Raw genomic sequence first — 18,259 nt, forward strand, 5'->3', positions numbered from 1 at the left:
CCCTTTCCCCGGATAAAACCATGCAACAACAACCTGATGCTGGCCGCCGCAAGGCCCTGAAACTGCTGGCGGGCGCGCCGATGCTTCCGTTTGGCCTGGCTTCCGCCGGCCTGCTGGCCGGCTGCGGCGGCAGCGACGATGCCGTGGCCGCGCCCGCCACTGGCCCGGCGCCTGGCGCCACCTTCACCACGGCCGAGTTCATTCCCATGAGCGCGCCCACGCTGTCGGATGCCGCCGCGATGGCGACCACCACCGTCGGCTCGAGCCTGAAGGTGTCGTTCAGCGACGGCAGCAGCACCACCTACAAGCTTGCCTACCAGCCGTTCTTCGTCACCGGCGACACGCTGCCGGACGGCAAGGGCGGCACCATCGTGGCCGGCGGCTACTACAACATCAACAACCAGCCGATCATGGACACCTCCGTGGCCGGCAAGGAACGCCAGTTCTTCTCCGACGCACCGGACGGCAGCTCGCTGCTGAAGCTGGCCAACCCGACGGTGCCCGGCGTCAAGGGCAATACCGTGTTTGCGGTGGTGCAGTTCGAGTACACCTCGCGCAACCAGAACAACACCAGCATGTACGGCCTGCTGCCGTCGCCGATCGCTGTCGTGACGCTGGACCAGGACCCGGCCACCGGCAAGCTGACCCCGGTGAAGTACCACAACGTCGATACCTCCGGCGTCAACGGCCTGTGGATCACCTGCGGCGCGAGCCTGTCGCCGTGGAACACCCACCTGTCGAGCGAAGAGTACGAGACCGACCTGAAGGACGCCGCGGCGGTCACGCAACTGCAGGGCTACAGCCAGAACCTGTATGGCGACCCCGCCAGGGCCAATGCCTACAACTATGGCCACCTGCCCGAAGTGACGGTCAACCCCGACGGCACCGGCACCATCAGGAAGCACTACTGCCTGGGCCGCATCTCGCACGAACTGGTGCAGGTCATGCCCGACGAGCGCACCGTGCTGATGGGCGACGATGCCACCAACGGCGGCTTGTTCATGTTTATCGCCGACAACGCGCGCGACCTTTCCAGCGGCTCGCTGTACGTGGGCAAGTGGCAGCAGACCTCGGGCGTCGGCCCGGGCAGCGCCACGCTGTCGTGGATCAAGCTGGGCAGCGCCACCAGTGCCGAGATCCGCGCGCTGGTCGATGGCGGCATCAGGCTGGCCGACATCATGGACGTGCAGACCGTCAACCCGAACGACAGCAGCTACACCCGCATCCTGTACAACGGCAAGGCCAACTGGATCAAGCTGGTGCCGGGCATGGAAAAGGCCGCGGCCTACCTGGAAACCCACCGCTACGCCGCGCTGGTCGGCGGCAGCCTGGGCTTTACCAAGATGGAAGGCACCACGGTCAACATCAAGGACAAGAAGGCCTACTCGGCGATGTCGCGCATCGAGTCGAGCATGCTCACCGGCAATGCCGCCAACCAGGGCGACATCCAGGTCGAAGGCCCGTACTCCGGCGCCGTCTATGAGCTGAACCTGAAAGGCGGACAGACCGACAAGAGCGGCAACGCCATCAACAGCGAATGGGTGCCGGTCGACATGGCCGCGGTGCCGGCACTGGTCAGCGAAGACCTCGGCGGCGGCAAGATGAAGCAGCAGGATGCGCTCGGCAACTTCGCCAACCCGGACAAGGTCGCCACGCCCGACAACCTCAAGTTCTCGGAGAAGCTGCGCACGCTGTTCGTCGGCGAGGACAGCAACACCCACGTCAACAACTTCCTGTGGGCCTACAACGTCGACACCAAGGTGCTCAGCCGCGTGCTGTCGTGCCCGGCCGGCGCCGAGTCGACCGGCTTGCATGCGGTGGACGAGATCAACGGCTGGACCTACGTGATGAGCAACTTCCAGCACGTGGGCGACTGGGAATCGCCGCTGCATGACGTGGTCAAGCCGACGCTGGACCCACTGGTGCGTGCCAATTACAAGGACCGCTTCGGCGCGGCGGTGGGGTACCTGACCGGCGACCCGACGGGCGTGAAGCTGGCGAAGGCCTGACCGCAAGCGGGCGCTGTAGCATGAAGGCGGCGGCCTTGGCCGCCGCCAGTGCATCCCGGGTCCGCGCAGACTCTGCTACGCTAGCCGTTCACCCGGCAAACGAGCCAGTCGCCATGACCGACCAGACCCACGACCCCGACGCACGCCGCATGGCGCCCGCCACCGAGCGCAATCGCGAGCCCATCCTCGCGGTGCTGCGCAATGTGCTGCCCGCCAGCGGCACGGTCCTGGAAATCGCCAGCGGCACTGGCCAGCACGCGGCGCACTTTGCCGCGGCGTTTCCAGGCCTGACCTGGCAGCCGAGCGATCCCGACCGTGCCGCGCGTGAATCGATCGCCGCATGGACCGCGCATGCGGGGTTGGCCAATGTGCGCGCGCCGCTGGACCTTGACGTGTGCCGCCAGCCCTGGGGCATCGATGCGGCCGATGCGATGGTCTGCATCAATATGCTCCATATCTCGCCGTGGGCCGCGGCCGAAGCACTGTTCGCAGGCGCAGGGAGGCTGCTGAAGCCTGGCGGCGTGCTCTACCTGTATGGTCCCTATCGCCGCGGCGGCGCACATACCGCGCCGAGCAATGCCGCCTTCGACGCCCAGCTGCGCGCCACCGACGCTGACTGGGGCGTGCGCGACATGGAGGACGTGGTTGCGCTGGGCGCCGCACAGGGATTGCGCTGCGACGAGCCGGTGCCGATGCCGGCCAACAACTTCAGCCTGGTGTTCCGCAAATAGGCGCATGCGCGGCGCGTGAAAGCGCAGGGTGGAACACCGGAAGCGCGAAAGCGGAAAGCGCAGCGGGGCACCATCCTACGCCACGGGCCCCGTGGCCGCTTTGCACTAAAATCTTCCGTTCATTTCGATCCAGCGACGCCGTTGCCCCCAGGGCCCTGCCGCGCCGCGCCCGCCACGGAGAACACGATGAAGGTCCAGAACATCCTGCAGACGATCGGCAATACCCCGCATATCCGCATCAACCGCCTGTTCGGCAGCGGGCACGAAGTCTGGATCAAGTCCGAGCGCAGCAATCCGGGCGCCTCGATCAAGGACCGCATTGCGCTGTCGATGGTCGAAGACGCCGAGCGCCGTGGCGTGCTGAAGCCGGGCGGCACCATCATCGAGCCGACCTCCGGCAATACCGGCATAGGCCTGGCAATGGTGGCCGCGGTCAAGGGCTACAAGCTGGTGCTGGTGATGCCGGACAGCATGTCGATCGAGCGCCGCCGGCTGATGCTGGCCTACGGCGCCAGCTTCGACCTGACTCCGCGCGAGAAGGGCATGAAGGGCGCGATCGCGCGTGCCGAGGAACTGGTTGCCGCCACGCCCGGCGCCTGGATGCCGCAACAGTTCGAGAACCCCGCCAACATCGACGTGCACGTGCGCACCACCGCGCAGGAAATCCTGAACGACTTCCCCGAAGGGCTTGACGTGCTCATCACCGGCGTCGGCACCGGCGGCCACCTGACCGGCTGCGCCCGGGTGCTGAAGGACAAGTGGCCGCAGCTCAAGGTCTTCGGCGTCGAGCCGGTGGCCTCGCCGGTGATCTCCGGCGGCGCGCCGGCACCGCATCCGATCCAGGGCATCGGCGCGGGCTTTATCCCGAAGAACCTCGACACCGCGCTGCTCGACGGCGTGATCCAGGTCGATGCCGAACCCGCGCGCGAGATGGCCCGCCGCTGCGCGCGCGAAGAAGGCATCCTGGTCGGCATCTCGTCCGGCGCGACGCTGGCCGCGATCGCGCAGAAGCTGCCGGAGCTGCCCGCCAATGCGCGCGTGCTCGGCTTCAACTACGACACCGGCGAACGCTACCTGACGGTGGAGGGTTTCCTGCCGGCCTGAGCCACTGGCCGGCAGCGAGGCCGCGCCAGGCAGTGGGGGATGGGCGCCGTCAGGAGGACAAGCCGTGGCGCTTGTGCCAGTCGGCCAGCGATTCCTCCGGCCACGTGTCGCAGCGCACGTGGCCCTTGCCCTTGGGCACATCGACCCATGGCGCGGCGGATTCCAGCGAGGCTTCCACCACCTCGGGCGGGCGCGGCAGCGGCGTGTCGATGGCCGAGGCATGCGGATACACCAGCTCCGGCCAGCGCGGATCCCACAGCCACAGCGCGCTGCCGCACTTCACGCAGAAATGCCGCTGTGCCGGCGAGCGCCGCGCGCGCTTGCCCGGCTCGCGCAGCACCGCGTGGTAGATGCCCAGGTGTTTGCGCCCGCGCACGTGCAGCGTGGCGGCATCGCCGCCGATATTGATCGCATAGCCGCCGCCGCCGGCGGTCTTGCGGCAGATCGAGCAATGGCAGTGCATGTACGGGCACGGCGAGTCCGATTCCAGCGAGAAATGGACGGCGCCACAATGGCAGGAGCCTTCGAGATGCATGGTGGGATCCTTTGCGCGTTGGCGTTTTCGGCAGTCCCTTGACTGTAGAAAACCCTGCCCAAAGTGCAAAACCAAGCCGCGCCAGGCTCGCGTCACAGCGCCTTGCGCAACGTCAGGTTGACGCGCGCGCGTCCCAGCAGCGGATGATCCCCATCGGCCAGCGGCGCCACGCCGTGGAAGGCCAGCCGCGACGGGCCGCCCCACACCACCACGTCGCCATGCGCCAGCCGCACGCGCTGCGGCCGGTCCGCGCGGCGCATGCCGCCGAACAGGAATACCGCTGGCAAGCCCAGCGAGACCGATACGATCGGCGCGCCGAAGTCGCGTTCATCGCGGTCCTGGTGCAGCGACAGGCGCGTGCCCGGCACATAGCGGTTGACCAGGCAGGCATCGGGCGCGAAGCCGGCAAAGCCGGCCTGCGCCGCCGCTTCGGCCGCCAGTGCGCGCAATCGCGGCGGCATCGCCGGCCAGGGCTGGCCGCTCAGCGGGTCCGTGCGGTCATAGCGGTAGCCGCGGACATCCGAGACCCAGCCCGCATCCCCGCAGTTCGTCATCGCCACCGACATCGTCAGGCCGCCAGGCGTCACCATGTGGCGCAGCGGGGCCGCGGCAATCACCGCCTGCACGTCGGCGAGCAGGGCCTCTGCATCCGCGCGCGCCAGGCCGCGCAGCACCACTGCGCCGTCCGCCAGGGGCTCGGGCGCAGAATCGGCAGGGGCGGTGTCGTGGAGGTTGTCGAAGAGGTCGAAGGTCATGGCCTGAGGATAGACGCGTCGGACCGCGCGTGCGGAAAAATCAATAACTTAGCACTGAAGGACGCGTCAGTCCCCAATGCGGACAACCTCGCAGACCGGACATGACAGATCCGGCGGACATGGAAGGAGACAACCCTGATGCAACGACGTCGCATTTTGCGCATCGCACTGGCTGCCACCGGCCTCGCGCTGACGGCACCTCTCGGCACGCAGGCACTGGCTGCCGACGATTTCCCGACCCGCCCGATCCGGCTCATCGTCCCTTATGGCGCTGGTGGCGTCACCGACCAGGTGACGCGCGCACTGGCTGAGGCGGCCAGCCGTGAATTGGGCCAGGCGATTGTGGTGGAAAACAAGATCGCGCCCGGCGCCTCGCGGAGGCTTGGCCGCGACTATCCTTTCGCTATTCGTTCCGAGCATATCAGGTGTTGGAATTTTTGATTTTACGATGGCGCGGACGCTTCCTACACTCCCCAGACAAAAGAAGCATGCGGAGACAGACATCGTGATTACCTCACTATCGCCAACTTGCGCGAAGCCCTGGCCGCGACCAGCCTGGACGACTAAGACACTCTCGAAAAAGCCCGCGTCTACATGAGCGGCACCATGCGCTGGTTCCGGCTTTATCTCCGTGTCCCCGCGGCCTGATCGGTCCGGATAATTCCAACAAATACCGGGGCCGGTGCGCGACCTGCGTGCCGGCAAGCCGTGCTGTCGACCCCGGCAGCACGCTCCCCGGAAGCCGCGCGCCCGCATGACTCGTCGCCACCCGGCGCGGGCTCGTGCGAACGCTCGGCAGCACATGAAGGAGACCCCTATATGAGCTTGTTCCGAACCAAAGACATTGACGCAATGCTGGTGGACTGCAACGCCGGCGGCCTGAAGAAGGTGCTGGGTCCGATGGACCTCGTGCTGATGGGCATCGGCGCCATCATCGGCACCGGCATTTTTGTGCTGACCGGCACCGGCGCTTTGACCGCGGGCCCGGCGCTGACCGTGTCTTTCGTCATTGCGGCCATGGCCTGCGGCTTCGCCGCGCTGTGCTACGCCGAGTTCGCCTCCGCCATCCCGGTGTCGGGATCGATCTATACGTATAGCTACGCGACTCTGGGCGAGATCATCGCCTGGATGATCGGCTGGGACCTTCTGCTCGAATACGGTCTGGCTACCTCGGCGGTTTCGGTAGGATGGTCGGGATACTTCCAGTCGCTGGTGGCAGGTTTCGGCCTGCATTTACCGACGGCGCTGACGGCAGCTCCGGGGGCGGTGCCAGGCGTGACCACCTTGTTCAACCTGCCGGCTTTCCTGATCATGTTAGTCACCACTTGGGTGGTGTCCTGCGGCGTGCGGGAGTCGGCCCGACTCAATAACGTGATGGTGGCGATCAAGATTGCGGTGGTGGTGCTGTTCATCGCGGTCGGCGTCTGGCACGTCAAGCCGGCCAACTGGCAGCCATTCGCGCCGTTCGGGGTATCCGGCATCTTCAATGCGGCGGCGCTGGTTTTCTTCGCCTTCATCGGTTTCGATGCGGTGACCTCCGCCGCCGAGGAAGTGCGAAATCCGCACCGCGACCTGCCGGTGGGTATCATCGGCTCGCTGACGGTCTGCACAGTGCTATACGTGATAGTCGCGGCCATCATGACTGGCGTCGTCCCCTTCACCAAGTTCGCCGGCGTCGACCATCCCGTGTCGCTGGTGCTGCAGTACGCGGGACAGAACTGGGTGGCCGGCTTTGTCGACCTGGGCGCTATTCTGGGCATGACCACAGTGATCCTGGTGATGACCTTTGGCCAGACTCGCGTGATTTTTGCCATGTCTCGCGATGGCCTGCTGCCCGCCAAGCTGTCGTCGGTGCACCCGTTGCACGCCACGCCGTTCTTTGCCACGTGGACCGTCGGCATTGTGTTCGCGATGATCGCCGCCTTCGTGCCGCTCAATGTGCTGGCCGAGTTGATCAATATCGGCACGCTCGCCGCCTTCACGCTGATTTCAATCGCGGTGCTGGTACTGCGCCGGACCCGTCCCGAACTGAAGAGGGCCTTTCGCTGCCCCGGCGTGCCGGTGGTTCCGCTGCTATCGGTTGGCTTCTGCCTGTTCCTGATGGCGCACCTTCAAGCGCTGACCTGGGTCGCCTTCCTCACGTGGCTCGGGATCGGGCTGTCGGTCTACTTTCTGTACGCGCGCCGCAATGCGGTGCTGCACGGTGGCACCAGGTAGCACGCGGGGCCGGCCGTAGAAGCCTGCATGGACGCCACCGTTTGCCACTGAAAAGCGTGTGAATGGATGTAGAGGCCAACCTTGGGGTAAGCGAAAACCCCAACCGCTTCCACGCCCGGATCTGAGTAAGATGCCAACCCGGCGCTGGCGCGACACAATCGCCCGCCGCCGCACCCGATGGGGGCTCCGCGCCCATCAAAGCCGCACCGCACTGCAACCCAGGCGGTGTGCCAAGGAAGGCAGAGCTACAGCTTTGCATTCCCCACGTCATGGAGAAGAAGTTGAACGACCGTACCCACGCGGCCGCTGTCCGCCTGTTCGGCACTGGCGAAGGCCTGTCCCACGAGCGCGTGACGCTCGCCACTGATCCGCAATCCGGCCTGCAGGCCATCATCGCCATCTACAACACCAGACTGGGCCCCGCCTTCGGCGGCTGCCGGTACTGGACCTATTCCGCCGAGACCGAGGCGCTGTCCGACGCCCTGCGCCTGTCGCAGGGCATGGCTTACAAGAACGCCCTCGCCGGGCTGCCTTTCGGCGGCGGCAAGGCTGTGATCCTGCGCTCGCCGGCGCAGACGGACCGCCAACAGCTCTTCCGCGCATTCGGCCGCATGGTGGAGTCGCTGCGAGGCAGCTATATCACGGCTGAAGACGTGGGCACGACGGTGGACGACATGCGCGCCGTCCAGGCCGAGACCGGCTACGTTAGCGGCATGCCGCGCGACGGCGGATTCGGTGGCAACCCCTCGCCGTGGACAGCTTATGGCGTGTTCGTCGGTATTCAGGCGGCGGCGCAGTACCGCCTGGACCGCAAGTCGCTCGCGGGGCTGTCAGTGGCCGTCCAGGGACTGGGGTCGGTAGGCTGGGAACTCTGCCGCCGCCTCCATGAGGCGGGTGCGGACCTGACCGTGGCGGATATCGATGCCGGGCGCGCATCGCAGGCGCAACAGCAATTTGGCGCACACGTCGTATCGCCGGAAGCCATTACGGGCGCGGATGTCGACGTATTTGCACCTTGTGCGCTGGGTGCCGTCATCACCCCGGCCGTGGCCGAAAGCTGCCGCTTCCAGATCATCGCCGGCGGCGCAAACAACCAACTCGCTTCACTGGCCGAAGGCGACACCTTGCATCAGCGCGGCATCTTCTATGCGCCGGATTTCCTCATCAATGCCGGTGGCATCGTAAGTTGCGCCCGGGAATACCTCGGCGGCGTCGACGATTCAGCCCTTCGCGACGAAGTGGCCGGTATCCGCGATCGGGTGCTCAGGCTCGCGCAACGCGTAGAGTCGACAGGCGAGGCGCCGGCACGCGAGGCGGTGAAGTGGGCGCACGAGCTGTTGTCGCACGGCATCGGGTTGCACTGAGCTGTCACCCCGACCCGGAGAAGGTATATGAACGGACACCCGAAGCCCCACAGTTCGGCCAGCGCCGGCGACAAGCTCGTCATCTTTGACACCACCCTGCGCGATGGCGAACAGTCGCCCGGCGCGGCGATGACCATCAGGCAGAAGATCGCGATCGCGGAACAGCTGGACGCCCTGAACGTCGATGTCATCGAAGCTGGCTTTGCAGCCAGCTCGGATGGCGACCACGACGCCATCAAGGAGATTTCCCGGCAAGTAAAAGGCAGCGTGATCTGCTCGCTTGCCCGTGCCAACGAGCGGGATATCGAGAGAGCCGCCAATGCGCTGAGCGGCGCGAGAAGATCCCGCATCCACACCTTTATTGCAACGTCAGCGTTGCACATGGAGAAGAAGCTGCGCATGACCCCGGAGGAGGTATCTCTGCGGGCCCGCACTGCTGTCCGCTTCGCGCGAAAATTCACGGACGACGTGGAATTCAGCACTGAGGATGGGAGTCGATCGGACCCGGATTTCCTCTGTCGCGTGATCGAGGGTGTCATCGACGAAGGGGCGACCACGATCAACTTCCCCGACACCGTTGGCTATGCCATGCCCGCCGAATTCGCCGAAGGACTCAGGAAGCTTCGCGAGCGTATTCCCAACTCCGACAAGGCCGTATGGTCAGTCCATTGCCACAATGATCTCGGCCTGGCCGTTGCCAACTCGCTAGAGGCCGTCAGACATGGTGGCGCGCGTCAGATCGAATGCACCATCAACGGGCTTGGCGAGCGCGCAGGCAATGCGTCCCTGGAAGAGGTCGTCATGGCAGTAAAGACCAGGCGCGACCTGTTCGGACTAGATGTTGGAGTGAACACCGCCCATTTGCTCGCTGCGTCCAGGGCTGTCTCCGAGGCCACGGGATTCAGCGTTCCACCCAACAAGGCGGTGGTTGGTGCAAATGCCTTCGCCCATGCTTCCGGTATTCATCAAGATGGCATCCTGAAAGCGCGCGAGACCTATGAAATCATGCGACCGGAAGACGTCGGATGGGACAAAGGCGCGCTCGTGCTTGGCAAGCTTTCTGGTCGGAATGCTTTCAGGCACAGGGTTCAGGAGCTGGGCATGCATTTTCGCGACGACGAAATGCTATCCGCCGCCTTCGCCCGCTTCAAGCGACTGGCGGATACCAAGCCCGAGATCACCGATGATGATCTGAGAGACATTGCCTTTGGCGTGGCGGAATCCCGCACATTCAGCGCCTGAGAAGCGGGGCCGGCCACGTCGCCGGCAGCTGCCACAGGCGGCGCTGGGGACAGCGCCCCCTGTACGGATCGCCGAACGTCGGGACAAGCCGACACCGGAATTCCGGTATCCGCTAACCTCTGGCGCCAGCACGCACACCAGTACGCGGGCGGGTGGCTAAAACACGGGTAGCGAACCGAAGCTGCGACTGGCAACTACTACACCAATCGCAGATCCCACAGCGCATCCAGTACGTGTTGGGTGGAGCGTTCAACGTACCCCGCACGATGCGCGATGCCGAGCCGACGCCATAACGCCGGGCGCAGCGGACGCATGACGATGCGCTTGTCCGGCAATGGCGTGGTGGCCTCGTGGGGCAACAGCGCCGCGCCGTAACCCGCCGCGACCAGGCTCTTGATCGCGTCGTTGTAGTTGAGCTGAATGCGTGGTGCGGGATGGTGTCCCGCGGCCGCGAACCACTCCGCAGTCTGACGCGAGAGGCGAGTGGTCGCATCATTAAGAATCAGAGGCTGGGCGGCGAGCCAGTCCGGCGTGACGCGGGCCGGGCACTGCCAATGCGCCGGCACGAAGGCCATCACGGGGTCGCGGCGCCAGGGCTTTATCACCAGTCCGGCCACCGGCGGCTGAGGCAGTGCAACCAGCCCGATATCCAGCGTGCCGTCCGCCAGCCGGGACAGTGTTTCCTGCGAAGTGAGGACCGCAATCTGGATGTCGATGGCGGGATGCTGCTGGCGCAGCACCTCGAGCGCCTGCGGCAGCAGGTGCGCGATCGCGCCAGTCGACGCACCGAGCCGGACGCGCCCTTCGAGCCCCTCCACCTGTCGTTGTATATCGTCCAGCGCCTGCTCCGCATCGGCCAGCAGCCGACGCCCGCGCTCCACCAGCACCTCTCCGATCGCCGACGGCCTTACCTGTCCGCGTTTTCGCGACAGGAGCGGTGCTCCGATGCGTCGTTCCAGGTCAGCGATGTGGAGGCTGACCGTGGGCGGCGCAAGGTGCAAGGCACGCGCCGCCTCGGCGAATGAGCCATGGTCGGCAATGGCGACCAGCGTGCGCAGGCGGTCCAGGCTGATCTCTCGCATGTCGGCTCCGGATTCAGGAAAGCTGAATGTCAGCGTTGTGAAATTCAACTTTCATTATTCTAGTGCTCCATGGAAGATTGGGGCTCCTACGACGTGTTACCCCCTTCAGTCACCGGAGTATTCCTCGCATGAGCTCCCCCCTGGTTTTTATCGACGGCGACCAAGGCACCACCGGGTTGCAAATCCACGAACGGCTGCGCGGCCGGACCGACCTCAGCCTGTTCACGCTTGACGCGTCGGAACGCAAGGACCCACGGCGTCGTGCGGAAGCCATCAATGCCTGCGACATCGCCATCCTCTGTTTGCCCGATGCCGCCGCGCGCGAGGCGGTGAACGCCATCGTCAATCCCGCCGTCAGGGTGATCGACGCAAGTTCAGCCCACCGCACGCATCCGGACTGGACATATGGTTTTCCGGAAATGACACCGGGACAGGCCGCGCGCATTGCGAACGCGCGACGGGTCACCAATCCCGGCTGCTATCCGACCGGTGCGATTGGCCTGCTGCGTCCCCTGGTGCAGGCCGGGCTTGTGCCAGCCAGCTACCCGGTCAGCATTCATGCGGTGTCCGGCTACTCCGGACGCGGGCGTGCCGGCGTGGAGGAGTATGAGGGGCCGGATGCCGTCAGCGCGCCGGCATTCCAGGTGTATGGCCTGGAACTCGCGCACAAGCACCCCCCGGAGATCCAGCAGCATGCCGGGCTCGCGCAGCGTCCGATCTTCGTTCCCGCGTATGGGGCGTTCCGCCAGGGCATCGTGCTGACGGTGCCCCTCGCGTTGGGGCTGCTGGCCCCCGACGTGGATGGCGCCACGCTCCACGCTTGCCTCGCCCGCCACTATGCGGGGGCGGCCCATGTACATGTCCTGCCGTTGCACGAATCGCGCGTTTTGGAACACCTGGACCCGCAGGTGCTGAACGGTACGAATGACATGCACTTAAGCGTATTTCCAAACATGGAACACGGGCACGTCCTGCTGTCCGCGGTTTTCGACAATCTTGGCAAAGGCGCATCCGGCGCCGCGGTTCAAAACCTGAACCTGATGCTCACGCAGCAATAGTGGCCGATGAACACAAAGGCCGCCTGAAACCGGCGGCCTTTGTGTTCCGGTGGTGCCTGAACGCCCGACACCTCCCTAAAAAAATCAGGCGAACGTATCAATCTCGCCGCGCGCCGGCACCCGTGCAGACCGGACTACCGGTTCCGCCGGTGCGGTGTTCTCCAAGCTGGCTAGCCTGGCCGTGCCGAAGGCCGGTTGTCCGTGCCCGTTGCCCGGCGCCTGCTGCTGTTGCTGCCCGTTGCCGGCCTGGTTGGCAAAGCCGTCGGCGCCGACCGACGTCTGTCCCAGCTGGATGCCGTTTTCGGACAGCGCGGTGCGCAGGTGCGGCAGCGCCGCTTCCACTGCGGCCCGTACCGCCTGGTGCGGCGAGACGAACTGCGCCTGGGCCTGGTCGTTGACCACGTTGAGCACGACCTTCAGCGGGCCAAGGTCGGGCGGGTTCAGTTGCAGCTCTGCGCTCTGCGTGCCCTGGGTGCTGAGGCGGAGCATCTGCTGGCCCAGGGCCTGCGGCCACTGGCTGTCGTACAGCGCCGGGGCGACCATCGGGCGAGCGGTTGCGGCCGCGGCAGCCGCCGAGGCCTGGGCCGTGTGCTGGCCGGCGAGCGTGGCGGCCAGGGCGGGCGCGTTGTCGGCGCTGGTCGACACCGTGGCGGCCTCGGTGGCGCGCGCCGCGGCTTGCGCGGCGGCGAAAGAGCTGGCGGCCGGACGCGCTTCGCCGGCGCCATTGGCAGCGGCAAGCGGATCGGCGCGGAGCTGGCCGATGCCGCTGTCGGGCTGCTGGCCGGCGTTGTCCTGCTGCGCCGGAATGCTGGCGGCTGGCACGGATTGCGTGAGGGCAGAGCCCGACCTGGCGTCCGTGGCGGCCGGCGTGCTGCCCTGCATCGCGGCGCGTTGCGAGGCGATGGTGGCGAGCGTGTCGGCGACTGAAGGCTGGGCCGGCGCGGCCTGGGCGGTCACGACCTGCAGCGTGTCGGACAATGCGGCGGCGTCGCCCCGCAACGCCGTCGCCTGGGCGCTGGCAACGTCGGATGCGCCGGCAGCCGCCGGCTGCGCGGCGCCGGCCAGCGCGGCTTGCAGGGCGGCGTTGCCGCCTGCGTCGGCGGCCGAGCCGACCGCTGCGCCGGCCGCTGCGGATGCTGCCTTGGCCGTTGCCGGCAGCAGCAATGCCAGCGCCGCGGCGGCTGCTGCGGCTGCCGCATCGGCGGCAACAGCGCTGTCATCGTCTTCCTTGGCCTTGTCGGCGGCCGCCGGCTTGCCCGCCGGCGCCGCCTGCGGCTTGCCGGTGCCGGCGCGTGCCGGCTCCGGCGCTGGCTGTTCTTGGCTCGCGGACCTTTCCTGCCCGGCGTCTGCGTCCCGGGCCTTTGTTGCCGGGGCTTGCTGCGGGCTGCTTTCGCGGGCACGCGTCAGTGCGTCGCCGAAGCCGCTGGTGTCGCTGCTGGCGCGCCTGGTGCTTTCGGTTGCACTGGCAGCCGCCTTGGCGGCATTGGCGGTGTTGCTGACAATCTGGCTGATATCGATCATGTCGTCCTGCTGCGGAATTCCGGTAGCGGTCGCGGCTTAGCCAAGCCGGGTGGCGGCGGCGCGTGCCAGCCGGGCCGCGTATTCGTCATTGGCGCGCTGCTCGCGGCGCGCGGCGACCTGTTCTTCCCTGGCCTCGGCCCGCGCGATCAGCGTGTCGAAGGAATTCAGCCGGCGCTTCTGGTGCTGCCAGCGGGTGCGCCCGGCCAGGAGGTCGGCTTCGGCCTTGGCCAGCGCCGCGGTCTGCTGGCGGATGGCCTGGTCGAGCGAGTCGAGGAAGCGCGAAAAGTCCTGCCAGCGGCTCGAGGTCATGCCCTCCGCGGCCACGGCCTGCATGCGCGCGCGGTACTCGTGGCGGTATTGCGTCAGCTGGTTCAGCTGCTGCTCCGCCTGCGTGCGCGAGCCCTGCAGCCGGCCGAGTTCGCGCGCGGCGGCGTCGGTATCGTTCTGGGCAAGGCCCGCCAGGGTATTAAGCGGTGAAGGCTTGGCCATGATCACTCCTGTCGAAGAGGCTGTGCAGCTGGGCGATAGCGTCGTCGTAGCCGGCGCGCTGGTGGATATCCTGTTGCAGGAAGGCTTCCATGCGCGGATGCAGCCGGATTGCAAGGTCCAGCTCGGGATCGTTGCCCGGCACGTAGGCGCCCACGCTGATCAGGTCGCGGTTGCGCTGGTAGCGCGACATCAACTGCTTGAAGCGGCGCACCGAGGCGAACTGCTCATGCGGGATCAGCGCGGTCATGGCGCGGCTGATGGAGGCCTCGACATCGATGGCGGGGTAGTGCCCCGACTCGGCCAGGCTGCGCGACAGCACGATATGGCCGTCCAGGATCGCTCGCGCCGAATCGGCGATCGGGTCCTGCTGGTCGTCGCCTTCGGTCAGCACGGTGTAGAACGCGGTGATCGAGCCGCCGCCCTCGGGGCCATTGCCGGTGCGCTCGACCAGCGTCGGCAGCTTGGCGAAGACCGACGGCGGATAGCCCTTGGTCGCGGGCGGTTCGCCGATCGCCAGCGCGATCTCGCGCTGCGCCATGGCGTAGCGCGTCAGCGAATCCATGATCAGCAGCACGTGCTGGCCCTGGTCGCGGAAATACTCGGCGAGCCGGGTTGCATAGGCGGCGCCCTGCATGCGCAGCAGCGGCGAGCAATCGGCCGGCGCCGCCACCACCACGGAGCGGCGGCGGCCCTCCGGCCCCAGGATGTTCTCGATGAATTCTTTGACCTCGCGGCCGCGCTCGCCGATCAGGCCGACCACGATCACGTCGGCGCTGGTGTAGCGCGCCATCATGCCCAGCAGCACGCTCTTGCCCACGCCCGAGCCCGCGAACAGGCCCATGCGCTGGCCGCGCCCCACCGTCAGCATGCCGTTGATGGCACGCACGCCGGTATCGAGCACGGTTTCGATAGGTGCGCGCATCAGCGGGTTGATCTGCTCGCCGGCCAGCGGCACTTCCATCGCCGCGGCCAGCGGGCCCAGGCCATCGAGCGGGCGGCCCGCGGCATCGAGCACGCGGCCGAGCAGGCCCGCGCCGACGGGCAGGCGCTTGGAGCCCGGCTCGCGCGGCGCGGCGGTGCCGGCCGGCTGCGGCGACGGCTCCAGCGGATAGACGCGGGCGCCCGGCAGCAGGCCGACCACGTCGGATTGCGGCATCAGGTAAAGGCGGTCGGCACCGAAGCCCACCACTTCCGCTTCGGCGGTGCGGGGTGCGTTGCTGTCGGCGCTGAACTGACCGGCGGGCAGTTCGATCAGGCAGTCGCTGCCCACCGGCAGGCGCAGGCCCACGGCCTCGAGCACCAGCCCCGCGGCACGCGTCAGGCGGCCGCAGCTGCGCTTGCTGTCGAGGCCGGCAATGCCGGCCGATGCGGTTTCGAGCGCGCCGATCCAGCGTTGCGTATGCCGGATCGATGCGCCATCCGGCGCGGCTTGTGCGACTGGTGCGGCGGCCTCAGTCATGCGGCGGCTCCCACGGATCGTCGCGCCCCAGCGCCTTGGCCACGCGCGTCCAGCGCGTGGCCAGCGTCGCGTCGCGCTCGCCGCTGGCGGCGCTGGCAATGCAGCCGCCGCGCGCCACCGTCGGATCCGGGCGCACGGTCCAGCCCGCGGCTTCGAGTTCGCCCTGCAGGTGCGCCTCGACCAGCGCCACGTCGTCAGGATGCAGCAGCACGCTGGGCGAGCCCTGCAGCGCGGGCTCGCTGGCCAGCAGCTCGCGCACGGCGGGCAGCAGCACCGAGGGATCCCCGGCAACCGTGGTGCGCACCAGCTGGCGCGCCACATCCAGCGCCAGCGTCACCAGCGCGCGCGCGACCTGATCGTCGACGCCCGCCAGCGCGCTGCGGAAATTGGTGGCCAGCGCCTGCAGCTGCGCGGCCTCGTTGCGCGCCGCTTCCAGCCCGCGCGAATAGCCTTCGCGGTGGCCGTCGCCATAGCCCTGAGTCTGTCCCTGGGTGTAGCCCTGCGCATAGCCTTCCTTGCGCGCGCCCTCGCGCATCGCATCCAGCGCCGCGAAATCGATCGGCGGCGGCGCGGGCTCGGCCGGCAAGAGGTCGGCAGGCGTCTCGGGCGCGTTATTGCGCGCATCGCGCGGGTCGAGCGAGCCCATCTGCCAGCGCTGCCAGCCGGCGCCACCCCCGCGCGCGCGGCGCGGCGGCTCGAACGGCGCGAAGCCGCCGTGCGCGCTGTCAGGGGGATCGCTCCGTACCGCGCGGCGTGCGCTCAGTGCGTTCGGCGCGTGCTGTGCGTTCGGTGCGTTCGGTGCGTGCTGTGCATTCAGGCCGCGCTCGGGTAATGCATCAGACATAGGCATCGTCGCCTCCGCCGATCTGGACTTCGCCCGCATCCGCCAGGCGTCTCACCACCTGCAGGATGGCCTTTTGCTCGGCTTCGACCTGCGACACGCGCACCGGGCCGAGCGCATCCAGGTCCTCGCGCAGCATCTCGCCGGCGCGCGTGGACATGTTGCGGATGAACTTGTCGCGCAATTCCGACGGCGCGCCCTTGAGCGCGACGATGAGCGACTCGGTGGCGATTTCCTTGAGCACGCGCTGGATGCCGCGGTCGTCGACCTCCAGCAGGTTCTCGAACAGGAACATCTCGTCGATGATCTTCTGCGCCAGGTCGCCGTCGTGCAGGCGCACGCCGTCGATGACCGCCTCTTCGTGCGCGGTGCTCATCAGGTTGATGATCTCCGCCGCGGTGCGCACGCCGCCCATGCGGCTGCGCTTCAGGCTCTGGCCGGCCAGCAGCTTGGTCAGCACGTCGGTCAGCTCCTGCAGCGCGCCCGGCTGCACGCCCCCGAAGGTGGCGATCCGCAGGATCACGTCGTTGCGCAGGCGGTCGGTGAACAGGCCCAGCACCTCCGACGACTTCTGGCGGTCCAGGTGGATCAGGATGGTGGCGATGATCTGCGGGTGCTCGTCGCGGATCAGCTCGGCGATCGAGGTCGCGTCCATCCAGTTGAGCGAGTCGATGCCGCTGCCCGGGTCGCGCGACTCCAGGATGTCCTCGATCACCGACTGCGCGCGCTCCTCGCCCAGCGCCTTGTTCAGCACGCTGCGGATAAAGGCGCTGGAATCGACGTTCAGTGCCAGGTACTGCTCGGTCTCGGAGCGGAACTCGCCCAGCACGCCGGCCATTTCCTCGCGCGTGACCGAACTGAGCGAGGCCATGGCAGCGCCCAGTTCCTGCACCTCGCGCTGCGACAGGTGCTTGAACACCTCGGCCGCGGCATCCTCGCCGATCGCCATCATCAGCACGGCGCTCTTCTGCAGGCCGCTGGCGGAGACTTCCTTGGAGATGGCCTTAGCGGTTGTCATTGGCAATCCAGTTCTTGATCACGCTGGCGACCAGGCGCGGGTCGCGCTGTGCGGCGTCACGCACCAGCGCGAGGTCGCTTTCATACTTGGCGGCAAGCCGCAGGACTTCCGGATTGGCGGGCTCTTCCGGCGACAGCAGCACGGCCTCGGTCTCTTCCCTGGCTTCCGGTGCCGGCAGCGGCGGCGTGGTGTAGCGGCGCAGGATCGGGCGCGCCACCTTGAACCACGCAAACAGCGCCAGCAGTGCCAGCAGCAGGTAGCCCGCGCCGGTCTTGCCGAGATCGATCATTTCAGGTTGCTTCCACAGCGGGACTTCCGGCGTGACCTCGCGGTCCACGGTGAACGGGCTGTTGACCACGTTGATCGAGTCGCCCCGATCGGACGAGAAGCCCATCGCCTCCTTGGTCAGGTTCTGGATCTGCGCCAGCAACGCCGGCGGCAGCGGCTGCGCCACCATCTTGCCCTTGGCATCGGCCGCCTGGCGGTAGTTCACCACCACCGCCACCGACAGCCGGCGCACGCCGCCCGGTGCCTGCTGCACATGGCGCACGGTGCGGTCCAGCTCGTAGTTGACAGTGGAATCGCGGCGGTTGCTGCTCGGGCCGCTCGCCGTGCCGGCCTGCGCGCCTTGCGCGGCCTGGCCTTGCTGGCCCGCCTGCCCTGCCTGGCCCGGCTGGCCGGCAGCGGGGGCGCCGGCCTGTCCAGGCGCCTGGCCCGCGCGCGGCGTCTGCGGCGTGGTCACCGGCGCGACCGCGGCAGCGGGCGGCTGGTTGGACAGCGCGCCCGGCACGCCGCCCGGCGGCGTCGCGCCCTGCTGGCTCGACTCGCTGGTCT

16 protein-coding genes and 1 pseudogene are annotated in these 18,259 nt (G+C 67.5%); 8 read left to right on the plus strand and 9 right to left on the minus strand.

The window, feature by feature from the left end; all coding sequences use genetic code 11:
* Positions 1-20: 20 nt before the first annotated feature.
* The 3 genes from E1J61_RS19420 to cysK all read left to right on the plus strand — a co-directional run bounded on the left by E1J61_RS19420 (position 21) and on the right by cysK (position 3,844).
* The gene (locus E1J61_RS19420) at positions 21-2,009 is read left to right on the plus strand and encodes a PhoX family phosphatase (protein ID WP_133095656.1); all 1,989 of its coding nucleotides are present in this window, start codon (positions 21-23) and stop codon (positions 2,007-2,009) included.
* Between the two features lie 113 nt (positions 2,010-2,122).
* A complete protein-coding gene (locus E1J61_RS19425; protein WP_133095657.1) occupies positions 2,123-2,740 on the plus strand; it encodes a DUF938 domain-containing protein in 618 nt (205 codons plus the stop codon).
* A gap of 186 nt (positions 2,741-2,926) precedes the next feature.
* Entirely contained in the window at positions 2,927-3,844 is a 918-nt protein-coding gene (gene cysK, locus E1J61_RS19430) for a cysteine synthase A (RefSeq protein WP_133095658.1), read from the plus strand.
* Positions 3,845-3,893: 49 nt separating this feature from the next.
* On the opposite strand, the gene E1J61_RS19435 is transcribed toward cysK, so the two are convergent.
* Positions 3,894-4,379 (minus strand): GFA family protein, encoded by a 486-nt coding sequence (locus E1J61_RS19435; RefSeq protein ID WP_133095659.1) that lies wholly within the window; start codon positions 4,377-4,379, stop codon positions 3,894-3,896.
* Between the two features lie 92 nt (positions 4,380-4,471).
* Positions 4,472-5,134 (minus strand): DNA oxidative demethylase AlkB, encoded by a 663-nt coding sequence (alkB, locus tag E1J61_RS19440; RefSeq protein ID WP_133095660.1) that lies wholly within the window; start codon positions 5,132-5,134, stop codon positions 4,472-4,474.
* A 138-nt stretch (positions 5,135-5,272) separates the two neighbouring features.
* Here alkB and E1J61_RS19445 point away from each other — a divergent pair, with 138 nt between their 5' ends.
* The 4 genes and pseudogenes from E1J61_RS19445 to E1J61_RS19465 all read left to right on the plus strand — a co-directional run.
* On the plus strand, positions 5,273-5,575 hold the full coding sequence (locus E1J61_RS19445) for a hypothetical protein (protein ID WP_240745746.1): 303 nt from the start codon (positions 5,273-5,275) through the stop codon (positions 5,573-5,575).
* A gap of 378 nt (positions 5,576-5,953) precedes the next feature.
* The gene (locus E1J61_RS19455; RefSeq protein WP_133095661.1) at positions 5,954-7,351 is read left to right on the plus strand and encodes an amino acid permease; all 1,398 of its coding nucleotides are present in this window, start codon (positions 5,954-5,956) and stop codon (positions 7,349-7,351) included.
* Between the two features lie 269 nt (positions 7,352-7,620).
* Complete coding sequence (locus tag E1J61_RS19460) at positions 7,621-8,715, plus strand: amino acid dehydrogenase (RefSeq protein WP_133095662.1); 1,095 nt, start codon at positions 7,621-7,623, stop codon at positions 8,713-8,715.
* A gap of 27 nt (positions 8,716-8,742) precedes the next feature.
* A pseudogene (locus E1J61_RS19465) lies at positions 8,743-9,936 on the plus strand (2-isopropylmalate synthase); the annotation flags it as partial.
* A gap of 218 nt (positions 9,937-10,154) precedes the next feature.
* Here E1J61_RS19465 and E1J61_RS19470 read toward each other — a convergent pair.
* A complete protein-coding gene (locus E1J61_RS19470) occupies positions 10,155-11,039 on the minus strand; it encodes a LysR family transcriptional regulator (RefSeq protein WP_133095664.1) in 885 nt (294 codons plus the stop codon).
* A 128-nt stretch (positions 11,040-11,167) separates the two neighbouring features.
* Here E1J61_RS19470 and argC point away from each other — a divergent pair, with 128 nt between their 5' ends.
* Entirely contained in the window at positions 11,168-12,097 is a 930-nt protein-coding gene (gene argC, locus E1J61_RS19475; protein WP_133095665.1) for an N-acetyl-gamma-glutamyl-phosphate reductase, read from the plus strand.
* A gap of 84 nt (positions 12,098-12,181) precedes the next feature.
* On the opposite strand, the gene E1J61_RS19480 is transcribed toward argC, so the two are convergent.
* The 6 genes from E1J61_RS19480 to E1J61_RS19505 form a co-directional block, all read right to left on the minus strand.
* The gene (locus E1J61_RS19480) at positions 12,182-13,618 is read right to left on the minus strand and encodes a flagellar hook-length control protein FliK (RefSeq protein WP_133095666.1); all 1,437 of its coding nucleotides are present in this window, start codon (positions 13,616-13,618) and stop codon (positions 12,182-12,184) included.
* A 36-nt stretch (positions 13,619-13,654) separates the two neighbouring features.
* Positions 13,655-14,107 carry a flagellar export protein FliJ gene (gene fliJ / locus E1J61_RS19485; RefSeq protein WP_133095667.1) on the minus strand — a complete coding sequence of 151 codons (453 nt, stop codon included), beginning with the start codon at positions 14,105-14,107 and terminating at the stop codon, positions 13,655-13,657.
* Positions 14,085-15,566, minus strand: a complete 1,482-nt coding sequence (gene fliI, locus E1J61_RS19490; protein ID WP_243736926.1) for a flagellar protein export ATPase FliI — start codon at positions 15,564-15,566, stop codon at positions 14,085-14,087. The genes fliJ and fliI overlap by 23 nt, the downstream gene beginning before the upstream one ends.
* Positions 15,559-16,410, minus strand: a complete 852-nt coding sequence (gene fliH / locus E1J61_RS19495; protein WP_371704452.1) for a flagellar assembly protein FliH — start codon at positions 16,408-16,410, stop codon at positions 15,559-15,561. Before fliH ends, fliI begins: the two co-directional genes overlap by 8 nt.
* Positions 16,403-17,425 carry a flagellar motor switch protein FliG gene (gene fliG / locus E1J61_RS19500; RefSeq protein ID WP_133095669.1) on the minus strand — a complete coding sequence of 341 codons (1,023 nt, stop codon included), beginning with the start codon at positions 17,423-17,425 and terminating at the stop codon, positions 16,403-16,405. The genes fliH and fliG overlap by 8 nt, the downstream gene beginning before the upstream one ends.
* Positions 17,412-18,259, minus strand: an 848-nt coding sequence (locus E1J61_RS19505) for a flagellar M-ring protein FliF C-terminal domain-containing protein (RefSeq protein WP_305791060.1), incomplete at its 5' end; no start/stop codon positions are given. The genes E1J61_RS19505 and fliG, both read right to left, overlap by 14 nt.

Source organism: Cupriavidus sp. L7L (assembly GCF_004353535.1).
In the GTDB taxonomy this organism is placed as follows: Bacteria; Pseudomonadota; Gammaproteobacteria; order Burkholderiales; family Burkholderiaceae; genus Cupriavidus; species Cupriavidus oxalaticus_A.